The sequence below is a fragment of the Halorubrum sp. Ib24 genome (genome assembly GCF_002252745.1).
Lineage (GTDB): Archaea > Halobacteriota > Halobacteria > Halobacteriales > Haloferacaceae > Halorubrum.
In genome coordinates, this window is the sequence record NZ_NHOX01000021.1 from 39,036 (window position 1) to 48,652 (window position 9,617).

10 protein-coding genes and 1 pseudogene are annotated in these 9,617 nt (G+C 68.6%); 4 read left to right on the plus strand and 7 right to left on the minus strand.

What is annotated here, in order from left to right:
* Positions 1-164: 164 nt before the first annotated feature.
* From DJ82_RS14760 to DJ82_RS05090, 3 genes are all read right to left on the minus strand, one after another.
* Positions 165-329 (minus strand): hypothetical protein, encoded by a 165-nt coding sequence (locus tag DJ82_RS14760; protein ID WP_158217278.1) that lies wholly within the window; start codon positions 327-329, stop codon positions 165-167.
* A gap of 375 nt (positions 330-704) precedes the next feature.
* Positions 705-908 carry a hypothetical protein gene (locus DJ82_RS05085; protein ID WP_094524649.1) on the minus strand — a complete coding sequence of 68 codons (204 nt, stop codon included), beginning with the start codon at positions 906-908 and terminating at the stop codon, positions 705-707.
* A gap of 145 nt (positions 909-1,053) precedes the next feature.
* A complete protein-coding gene (locus DJ82_RS05090) occupies positions 1,054-2,232 on the minus strand; it encodes an alpha-D-ribose 1-methylphosphonate 5-triphosphate diphosphatase (RefSeq protein WP_094524656.1) in 1,179 nt (392 codons plus the stop codon).
* 286 nt (positions 2,233-2,518) lie between these two features.
* Here DJ82_RS05090 and DJ82_RS05095 point away from each other — a divergent pair, with 286 nt between their 5' ends.
* The gene (locus tag DJ82_RS05095) at positions 2,519-2,887 is read left to right on the plus strand and encodes a hypothetical protein (RefSeq protein WP_094527240.1); all 369 of its coding nucleotides are present in this window, start codon (positions 2,519-2,521) and stop codon (positions 2,885-2,887) included.
* Between the two features lie 43 nt (positions 2,888-2,930).
* Here DJ82_RS05095 and DJ82_RS05100 read toward each other — a convergent pair whose 3' ends face one another.
* A complete protein-coding gene (locus tag DJ82_RS05100) occupies positions 2,931-3,155 on the minus strand; it encodes a hypothetical protein (RefSeq protein ID WP_241881429.1) in 225 nt (74 codons plus the stop codon).
* A 269-nt stretch (positions 3,156-3,424) separates the two neighbouring features.
* Here DJ82_RS05100 and aglF point away from each other — a divergent pair, with 269 nt between their 5' ends.
* Positions 3,425-4,186, plus strand: coding sequence for a UTP--glucose-1-phosphate uridylyltransferase AglF (gene aglF / locus DJ82_RS05105; RefSeq protein WP_094557626.1), 762 nt, complete (start codon positions 3,425-3,427; stop codon positions 4,184-4,186).
* Between the two features lie 53 nt (positions 4,187-4,239).
* On the opposite strand, the gene DJ82_RS05110 is transcribed toward aglF, so the two are convergent.
* Positions 4,240-5,250, minus strand: a complete 1,011-nt coding sequence (locus tag DJ82_RS05110; RefSeq protein ID WP_094524646.1) for a hypothetical protein — start codon at positions 5,248-5,250, stop codon at positions 4,240-4,242.
* A gap of 301 nt (positions 5,251-5,551) precedes the next feature.
* Between DJ82_RS05110 and DJ82_RS05115 the strand changes: the two genes are divergently transcribed.
* Entirely contained in the window at positions 5,552-8,074 is a 2,523-nt protein-coding gene (locus DJ82_RS05115; RefSeq protein ID WP_094581217.1) for a bacterio-opsin activator domain-containing protein, read from the plus strand.
* A 105-nt stretch (positions 8,075-8,179) separates the two neighbouring features.
* Here DJ82_RS05115 and DJ82_RS05120 read toward each other — a convergent pair whose 3' ends face one another.
* Positions 8,180-8,464, minus strand: a complete 285-nt coding sequence (locus DJ82_RS05120) for a PadR family transcriptional regulator (protein WP_094524644.1) — start codon at positions 8,462-8,464, stop codon at positions 8,180-8,182.
* Positions 8,465-8,614: 150 nt separating this feature from the next.
* Positions 8,615-9,166 (minus strand): hypothetical protein, encoded by a 552-nt coding sequence (locus DJ82_RS05125; protein ID WP_094581218.1) that lies wholly within the window; start codon positions 9,164-9,166, stop codon positions 8,615-8,617.
* 301 nt (positions 9,167-9,467) lie between these two features.
* Here DJ82_RS05125 and DJ82_RS05130 point away from each other — a divergent pair.
* Positions 9,468-9,617, plus strand: a pseudogene (locus DJ82_RS05130) (nodulation protein); the annotation flags it as partial.

Consider the following 9,617-nt stretch of genomic DNA (forward strand, 5'->3'; position numbering starts at 1 on the left):
GGGTCGGCGGGGCGGTTACGACGACGGGTCGGAGCGATGAATGCGTGGACGACGGCGGGTCGGCGGCGGGAAGAACGGTGACACCGGCCGGGTTCGGACGCGGACCAGGTTGACGGGGGGCGACGTCCACGCGAACGGCCACGATACGGGGGGGACGTGGTCGTTCAGAGGCGGGCGCGACGGTCAGTGGTCCCGGGGTCGTCGTCGAGGGGACCGGCCCTTGCTCCGGTCCGGCTGCTTCCGTCGGAGAGCCGAAGCGCGTACGTCCGCGTGCGCGACGGCTCGTCGGCGAAGGGGCGCACGTCGGCCACAGCGGCCTGGAGAATCAAAAACAGCGTCCTCGATGCGACCGCGACGGTCCGGCACCTCGTCGTACGTCGCGACAGCGTCCTCCGGGCCGTCCGGTGAGCTCGGCGGCGCGGGACGCAACTCGCGGAACAAGGCCTGGCGACAGCGACGGGAGGCCGGTCCGACGCGAGCACCGGTGAAGGGAGAGGCGCGTCTCGACCCGGCCGGCAGGAAGTTCGGCGGCCGGTGCTCGGCCGCGTGAAGACCCGGCATTCAGGACGGGTACCAACGCAGGGTGACGTTCTCCCGCGGACGCGCAGCACCGGAACCCGGGCGAAGATTCGTGCCGTCGCGACCGGTGACCTGCGCGACGCTCGAGACGGCGCACGACTCCGAGTACACGCGCCGGGGGCCGCCTACGGCGCTCGGAACGAGCGTTCGCGGTCCGCGTCCTCACGCCGCGCGGCTTCGCCGTTCGAGAGCCGCTTCCGCGGGAGGCAGTCGAGACAGCCGTGGACGCTGTCGCCGATCCCGAACACGCGCACGAATCTCCGACTCACGGCCGACCCGCACCGGCCGCACCGGCGGTTGACGTCGGTCGCCGTCTCGGGTTCTGTCATACCTCTCGGAGGGGAAGGCGGTCATTTTACTATACGCAGGATAGCGGCACCGACCGAACGCGGACGCGCGTTCATACCTTGTTAATCCGACACGTGTGACCGTCGACCGGCCCGCGCTCGCTCGCGGTCGGGCCGGGCGGACCGGTCAGCGCCCGACCGGCCGAGGCGGGGTTTCGGTCGCCGTCGCCTCGCCGGTTCGAATCGCCTCCGACCCCGCGACCATCGCGCGCTCGACGGTCGGGGTCGGCGACGGGTCGACGACGATGAGGTCCGCGCGGGCGCCGACCTCGATCCGTCCCCTGTCCGGCAGCCCGGCGACGTCGGCCGGGTTCCGCGTGACCCGGTTGACCCGAGCGGACAGCGGCTCGCCGGTCTCGACGAACGGCGCCGCGAGCAGCGACGCCGGGTGGTAGTCGGAACAGAGGGCGTCGAGGACTCCCGCTTCGATCGCGTCGCGGGCGCTCAGGTTGTCCCAGAGGCTCCCGCCGCGCACGAGGTTCGGCGCGCCCATCACGGTCGCCAGGCCGAGGTCCTTCGCGCGACGGGCCGCGTCGATCGTGAGCGGGTACTCGCTGATCGCCGTCCCGTGGTCCGCCATCGTCTCGACGTCCGCCCGGCACTCGTCGTCGTGGGACGCGAGCGGGGCGCCGACGCGCCGAGCGAGCTCGACGATCCGAGCGATCCGACGGTCCCGGCTCGCGGCGTCCATCCCGCTTCGCTCCTCCGCGGCGGCCGCGGCGGCGTCGACCGGCCAGTTCCGGTCCTCGACGTAGTGCCGCTCGAACGACTCGGCGTCGTACTGGCCGTCCCCGGGGGCGTGGTGCATCACCGACACGAGGTCGACGTCGACCTCCGCGATCAGCTCCTCGACCGCGGCGGCGCTCGCGTCGGCGAGCTCGCAGCGCGCGTGCACGCGGTTGTCCCCGAGCGTGTCCGCCCCGCGGTCGACGGTCCGGGCGAGGCGGGCCGCGTTCTCGAGGCTCCGCCCGTCGTCGGGCGCCTCCTCGAACGCGAGGGCGTGGAACTTCGTCGTCACCCCGTGGAGAACGTTCATGCGGTCGGTCGTGGCGAGCGCGGCCGTCGGGTCCGTCTCGGCGCCGGACCGCGGCGCGAACTGCCCCTCGATGTCGTCTCCGTGGAGGTCGATCAGCCCCGGCATGACGACCCGACCGGCGGCGTCGACGCTCGTCCCGCCGCCCGACGCGTCGCCCTCGGACCGGTCTATCCGGACGATGCGCTCGCCGGCCACGACGACGCGACCGCCCTCGATGACGCCCGACGGCGTGACGATCCGCCCGTTCCTGATCTCGGTGAACTCCGTCACGGTAGCCACCTCCCGGACCGTCTCGGTCTCCGTGTCGGCGCCGATGACCCCTCGTTTCGTCTGACCGCGGGGAACCGCGCGCTCATGATCTCTCAGGTAAGCGGAGTAACGATATTGTTAAGCAGTGACAACCGGCGCTCGGTGTCCCGCTTCGAACCGATACGTGGTGGTTACTAATGGGCGAAACTCCCGTTTCGTCTGGTATGATCGCTCACATTTCGCGCACGATAACGGGTATCCGCGCCGGCGAGGACGCTCTCCCGGCGGACAGCGCCGACGAGGAGAGGTGAGCGGCGTGACGGGCCCCCGGAACGCCGACGAAGAGCTGACCGCCGACACGTGCCTGACGCTTCTCTCGAACGCGCATCGACGAGCGGTGCTGCTGACGATTTACGACCGCGTGGCCGACGACGTGGGCGACGAACCGGTCCCCGTAGAGGAGACCGTCGACGGGTCGATACCCGAGCCCGTGGAGATGTCGCTGAACCACAACCACCTGCCGAAGCTCGCGGAGCACGACGTCGTCCGGTGGGACCGCGAAGCTGGGACCGTCGCCGCCGGCTCGGCGTTCTCGCGGATCGAACCGTTCATCGCCCGCCTCGACGGCGACCGCGAGCGACTGCCGAACGACTGGCGACCCGACATCGACCGCTGAGTCGCCTCCTGCCGCCCGCCCGATCGGACGCGGTCCCGACCGCTCACCGCCACGCGACAGCGGAGACGTAGCTCCCCTCTTTGGCGGTGATCCACGCGGTCGTGCACTCCCGCTCGGTCGGCTCCGACGGGTGGAGGGTGCACTCGTCCGGCTTGTCGTCGTACCGCACGACCGTTCCCTCGAGCGTCGGACCCCGGTCGGGGGGCTCCGCGCTCGGTCGCGTCACCCCGCCGTCGGTCCGCCCGTCGTCGTTCCCTGTTCCGCTCATACTGTCAACTAATCTAACACCCTACATCGTTATTCGTCTCATATCCGCCCGCTCATCGACGGCAATGGCCAGTTACCGCGCCGCCGAGCGCCGAGCCGATAGGAGCGATATCTCTGTCGGCGCCTCACCCGACTCCGGCCGTCCGCGCCTGCTCCCGACCGCGGCCGTCGGCGTCTCGGCCGATCGTCCGCCGAACCGCCGGCGTCTGCCCCGTTCGTTCGCCGGTTATCCGGCGTATACTCTTGCTCGGTCGATCGGACGCTACACGTATGCAAGCAGTCGTGCTCGCCGCCGGCAAGGGAACGCGTCTCCGCCCGCTCACGGACGACAAGCCGAAGGTGCTCGTGGAGGTCGACGGGACGCCCCTCATCGAGGACGTCTTCGACAACCTCATCGACTGCGGCGCGACCGAACTCGTCGTCGTCGTCGGCTACAAGAAAGAGCAGATCATCGACCGCTACGGCGACGCCTACGAGGGCGTCCCGATCACGTACGCCCACCAGCGGGAGCAGCTGGGCCTCGCGCACGCCATCCTCCAGGCGGAGCCCCACGTCGACGACGACTTCATGCTGATGCTCGGCGACAACGTCTTCCGGGGGAACCTCGCCGACGTGGTCAACAGACAGCGGGAGGAGCGCGCCGACGCCGCCTTCCTCGTCGAAGAGGTCCCGTACGAGGAGGCGAGCCGGTACGGGGTGCTCGACACCAACGAGTACGGTGAGGTCGTCGAGGTCGTCGAGAAGCCAGACGATCCCCCGAGTAACCTCGTGATGACCGGCTTCTACACGTTCACCGACGCGATCTTCCACGCGTGTCACCTCGTCCAACCCTCCGACCGCGGCGAGTTCGAGCTGCCGGACGCCATCGACCTCCTCATCCAGTCCGGCCGCACCATCGACGCGCTCCGCCTCGACGGGTGGCGCGTCGACGTGGGGTACCCGGAGGACCGCGACCGGGCCGCCGAACGCCTCTCGGAGTCGGCGGATGCCGCCGCGGTGGACACGGGAGAAGAGGCCGTTGCCGAGGACTGACGGCGCCGATCGATTCCCCTGAGGGCTGACGGCGCCGGTCTGCCCCGCCGACGTTACTTGTATCCCTCGCTGGCGAGGTGGTGGTTCATCACCGACTCGATACCGTCGACGATCTGCTCCGCGTCGACGCTCTCCACCTCGGCGGTCCGCTTCCGGACCGTCCGGTCGCGGAGGTCCCACTCGCGGGTGAACTCCGATTCGATGCCGTGCGACCGGATCCGGTCGACCAGCCCCTCGATGGCGGTCTCGTCGGCCTCGACGATTTCTTCGTAGTCGATTACGCCGCGACGGAGCGCGCAGACGACGACGCCGGAGCTGATGTCTCCCTCGCCGAGCTCGCGCTCCCAAGTGGTGATCCAGTTCCCGATCCGCGCCATCTGCTGGAGGTCACAGAGGATGCTTCGAAGCGCGCCCAGCTCGGCCCGGTCGAACGAGGGCGAGTGCATGAGGTCGACGCAGGCGTACGGGAACATCGTCATGTTGTACGCGTCGTGACGCTCCGTCTCGGCGCGGTTCGCCATCGCCGGGTTGTCGTTCACGAGCCCGGAGTACTCCATCGCGTTGAACGTCTGCCGGAGGTCGTACTCGAAGACGTCGACGAACTCCCCGTACCGCGGCGCCTCCCTGACCTCCGCGTCGATCGTCTCCCACAGATCCGCGAGGTATTCGAGGACGCCGTAGTCGATCTCGTCGGGCGTCCCGTCTATCCGCTCGGTCGCGTCGACGCCGAACGGAATCCGGCGACCGACGGCGAACGTCCCCTGATCCCCCTCGCTTTCGGCCAAGTCATCGAGGACCGTCACGAACATCGTCAACAGCGTCTTGTGTTCGTACACGGCCGACCGTTCTCGGCCCGGAACCGACGTTAACGTGAACTTATCGAAGAGGTTGTGTATCCACTTCCAGAGGAACCGATCCCGCTCCCCGATGACGCGAGCGTAGCGATCCGCGAACTCCCGCGCGGTTGGGGGGAGCGTAACATCGTTCACACGCCGGCTGTACTCTCCGGGGTCCGGTTTCCCCCATCCGTCGTTCGCCACGTTCCCGCGAGCTTCGGGTGCCATGTCAGTAAACACCACCATAACACAGTTAAGGCTTTTGTTCCACATTTTTATTATGATAATAAGTACGAAAGCGTGACAATCACGATACTTCATATGAATATTTGGCAAAATATAAGCTCCGTAACCGGGATTTTCATCCGTCGTTTCCCGTCCGGCTCTCGTCTCAGTCGATATTTCGAACTGATGTCACTGAGAAATATAGTGTTCCGTGAAAGTGACGAGAGATTTATGTGTACCCGGGCGCTCGTGTCGTCGTGTTCAAACCGGGCCGGGGTGGAGGCCGATTCGCGACGGTGAGTCGATGGACCTGAGAGACGCCGACCACCGGGCGGCGATCGGTCAGTTCCTCGCGACGGCCGACATCGGATTCCTGTACGCGGACGGCTCGCACGCGATCGTCGACGCGAACGCGACGGTCGACGACCTGCTCGGCTCCGACGACGCGTCGGTCGGCACCGACCTGCGCGAGACGGACCCGAGCTTCGGTCCGGAGCTTCGGGACGCCGTCGAGGCGGCCGAGCGGAACGACCGGGTCACCGAGACGGAGGTCACGACCGGCGACGGAACGACGCTCCAGTTCCGGGCGGTCCCGGGCCGCGGCGGCGTCGGCGTGCTCGTCTCCGACGCCACCCGGGACTCCGAGCTGCGCCGCGACCTCAGGCGGTCGAACCGCATCCTCGAGACGCTGGAGGACGGCGTGTACACGCTGAACGAGGCGTTCGTCATCACGTCGGTCAACGAGGCGGTCACGGAGATGACGGGGTACGACCGCGAGGAGCTCGTCGGGTCGCACGCGTCGATGGTCGCGGGGAGCGAGACGCTCGAAAAGGCCGAGGAGATCCTCGCGATGCTCCGCGGCGACGGCTCCGACATCGGCATGATCGAGTCGTCGATAAGGACGGCGTCGGGAGAACTGCTGCCGATCGAGACGCAGTTCTCCTCGGTCGAGTTCGACGACGGCCGTCGCGGGCGCGTCGGCGTCATCAGGGACGTGACCGACACCCGGCGGAACGAGAGCGCCCTCCGCGAACTGAGCCGCTCCGCCCGGCGGCTCCTCCGCGCCGACGACGGGGAATCGATCTTCGAGACGATCGTCGACGTGATCGCCTCTGTCTGGGGCGACGCCGCCGTCGTGACGTACTCGTTCGACCGGACCGAAGCGAGGCTGGTCCCCGCCGCCGCGTCCGGCGGCGACCACGACGCGTGCGGGCCGGGAAGCCCGGTCTGGGAGGCGTTCACCGCCGGGTCCGACGCCGCCGAGACGACGATCGACACGGCCCGATCGGTCCGGACGGACGGCGACGCCTCCCCGCACTTCCGGCGGGTCGCCGACGCCGCGAGGGACGACCCCTCCGGCGGTGACCCGTCGACCGACGCGGACGCGGTCGCTCCGACTGGGCGGGTGGTCGAGCGATCGACCGAGCCCGACGACTCGTCCGGTCGCACCCTGTACGCGACGCTCGACGGACACGGCCTCTTCCGCGTCGACTTCGGCTCCGCGGAGCCGGCGGGGAACGTCGAGGAGCCGGTCGGCCTGTTGGCCGCCAACGCCGTCGCGGCCCTCGACAGCGTCGAGCGCGAGACCGAGCTCTCCCGGAACCGACAGCGACTGGAGCGTCTCGACGGGCTCAACGACCTCCTCAGGCGGATCAACGGCGAGCTCGTCGACGCGGACACCCTCGACGAGATCGCGACAGCCGTCTGCGACACGCTCGTCGAGGCCGACTCCGTCGAGTTCGTCTGGGTCGGGGAGACGTACCGATCCGGCGGCGATCCGACCCCGATGGCGCGGGCGGGCGAGTCCGACGGCTTCCTCGAGGCGCTCCGGCGCGAGGACGCTCCGCTTCCGGGGGCCGACGGCGGCGACCGCTCCGCCGACACCGCCGGGCTCCCGGGCGTCCGAGCCGTCGAGACGGGCGAGCCCGTCCGCGTGTCCGACGTGTCGGACGGGCTCAGGCGCGAGCGCTGGCGGGAGCGAGCGCTCGCGCGCGGATACCGCTCGGTCGTCAGCGTCCCGCTCTCGTACGACGACCTGTGTTACGGCGTCCTGTCCGTGTACGCCGACCGGGGGTCGGTGTTCGACGACGAGTTCGGCGACCTGCTCGTCGAGCTCGGAGACAACGTCGCGAACGCCATCAGCAGCGTGGAAACCAGGCGGTCGCTTCGAACCGGCTCCCTCGTGGAGCTGGAGCTGCGCCTCGACGACCCCGACGCGCTCCTGTCGCGGATCGCGTCCGCCTTCGGGGAGCCGATCCGGGTCGAGGGCACCGTCCCGCGAGGAGACGGTCGATCGCTGGTGTACCTCACCAGCGACGGGGACCGGTCCGACGTGACGGAGTCGGTGAGCGCCGTGGAGTCGATCCGCGAGATGGGCGGCGGACCGACCGGGCGCCTGGAGGCGTCGGTGAACGGCGCCACCGCGGCCGACAGGGTGAGCGCACACGGGGGGAGTATCGGCCGGATGGTCGCCGACGCCGGCGGCGTGGAACTGACGACCACCTTCCCGCGGTCAGTGGACGTGCGGCGGATAATCGAACACCTCGAGGAGCGGTACGACCGCGTCGGACTCCGCTCCCGTCGGGACCGATCCGGAGGCGACGGTCCCGGCGCTCGGACCGGCTTCTCCGACGGACTCACTGACAGGCAGCGGGAAGCGATCGAAACGGCGTACCTCGGCGGCTACTTCGAGTGGCCGCGAGCGAGCACCGGCGAGGAGGTCGCGACGGCGATGGACATCACCCAACCGACGTTCAATCGCCACCTCCGAACCGCCGAGCGGAAGCTGCTCGGAACGATTCTCGGCGACGTCGACGCCGGCGACTGACCGCTCTCTTCCTCGTCCGCCGCGACGCGTACGGGCGCCGGTTACGCGACCGATAGCGGCGGCTTCACCCCGAGACGGGGCGCGGTGACGTCGGTCGACGACCGATCACAGCTCCACGTAGCGGCCCTCCCACTGGCGGCGGTCGCGGAGGCCCTCCATCCCCTTCTCCGTCAGCTCGTAGAAGTTCGTGCGACGGTCGCTCTCGCCCTTTTCGATGTACCCCCGCTCGACCAGCGTATCGAGGTTCGGATAGAGCCGGCCGTGGGTGATTTCATCCATCGACGTCTGTAGCTCCGTTTTGATCTCTTGTCCCGACGGTCTCTCGGCTCCCGCGATCACGTAGAGGAGATCCCGTTGGAAGCTCGTGAGCTCGAAAAGGGGATCAGGCATGGTCCACGTTTCGCCGGACCCTCGCTTTGTTATAAAGACGTAAACACTGGATTTCGGTCCACGCCCGCTCTCGAGCCGGTCCCGTCGCTCGCCGGCTCCCGGTATGATTCCGTTAACGCGGCGTGAAGACCGCGGATCCGGAACCCCCGTTCAGGCCCGCCACTGCCGACCGGCGATCCCGACGAGCGCGAGGACGCTCACCATCGTCCATCCGGCCGGAGGCACCGCCGAGAGCACTCCGAGCCCGAGCGTTCCAGCCGTGACGACCGCCGCGATACCCACGGCGAGCAGGAACGCGGTCCGCTCCGACGCGGACGCGTTCCGGTCGGCCTCGGGGTCCAACTCCAGGTACACCTGAACCTGCGACGCGGCGTCCCGAAGCGCGACCGTCCCGCGGTCGTTGTCGAAGTCGACCACCCCGAGCGCGTCCATCCGCGGGAGGTGACACTGATAGAGGGCGATGCGAACGCGCTTCCGCTCCTGCGAGGTGAGCTGTCGAACGGCGGTGTCGTTTTCGCGCGCGGCGACGTGTTCGGCGACGTCGGAGAGCTCCGCGGATCCGCCGTGCTCGTGGAGGTACCGCATGACCGCCCGCCGCCGGTCGTTCTTGAGAACGTCGAACACGTCGGTCGTCGTCAACCGCTGGCCGTCCCCGGTTTCGGCGGATTCGTTGATTTGGCTTCCCTCTACCCCTTTAATCATCACTAAACACATACCGCTCCACCGTAATAGTCATTCGGAAATCATTATTTTCTGACAAAACTGTCGGAGGTGCCGTCGCCGGCGACGACCCGTATCGCCGTCCTCTCCTCGGCTATCGGTTCAGTTCGAGCCGACCGGACGACGGGACCGACGCGACGCGCCCGCGGTACCGGCGCGAGACGACACCTCCCCGGATCCGTCGTCGCGGTTCCGTGGAGCGATTCACCGAGCGTCGTGACGGTCCGCGGGACGAATATCGAGGGATTAACTTTCCACGGCCGACCCGGAGGTGCCGCCGTACATGGACGCAAGCTTTCCGGACTCCGTCGACGTCGATTACACCGACGGCGAGGGCGAGGATCCGGCGGACTACCCGTCGTTGCAACACAAGTTGGAGAAGGCGATCGAGGTCACGCGGCGGGGGCTCGAGCAGTACGAGAACCCGGCGGTG

Excerpts from the sequence above, each read along its gene's own strand:
- aglF (WP_094557626.1), top strand. The coding sequence starts at position 3,425 with ATGCAAGCAGTCGTGCTCGCCGCCGGCAAGGGAACGCGTCTCCGCCCG.
- DJ82_RS05085 (WP_094524649.1), bottom strand. The coding sequence starts at position 908 with ATGACAGAACCCGAGACGGCGACCGACGTCAACCGCCGGTGCGGCCGG.
- DJ82_RS05120 (WP_094524644.1), bottom strand. The coding sequence starts at position 8,464 with ATGCCTGATCCCCTTTTCGAGCTCACGAGCTTCCAACGGGATCTCCTC.
- DJ82_RS05125 (WP_094581218.1), bottom strand. The coding sequence starts at position 9,166 with ATGATTAAAGGGGTAGAGGGAAGCCAAATCAACGAATCCGCCGAAACC.
- DJ82_RS05115 (WP_094581217.1), top strand. The coding sequence starts at position 5,552 with ATGGACCTGAGAGACGCCGACCACCGGGCGGCGATCGGTCAGTTCCTC.
- DJ82_RS05110 (WP_094524646.1), bottom strand. The coding sequence starts at position 5,250 with ATGGCACCCGAAGCTCGCGGGAACGTGGCGAACGACGGATGGGGGAAA.
- DJ82_RS05100 (WP_241881429.1), bottom strand. The coding sequence starts at position 3,155 with ATGAGCGGAACAGGGAACGACGACGGGCGGACCGACGGCGGGGTGACG.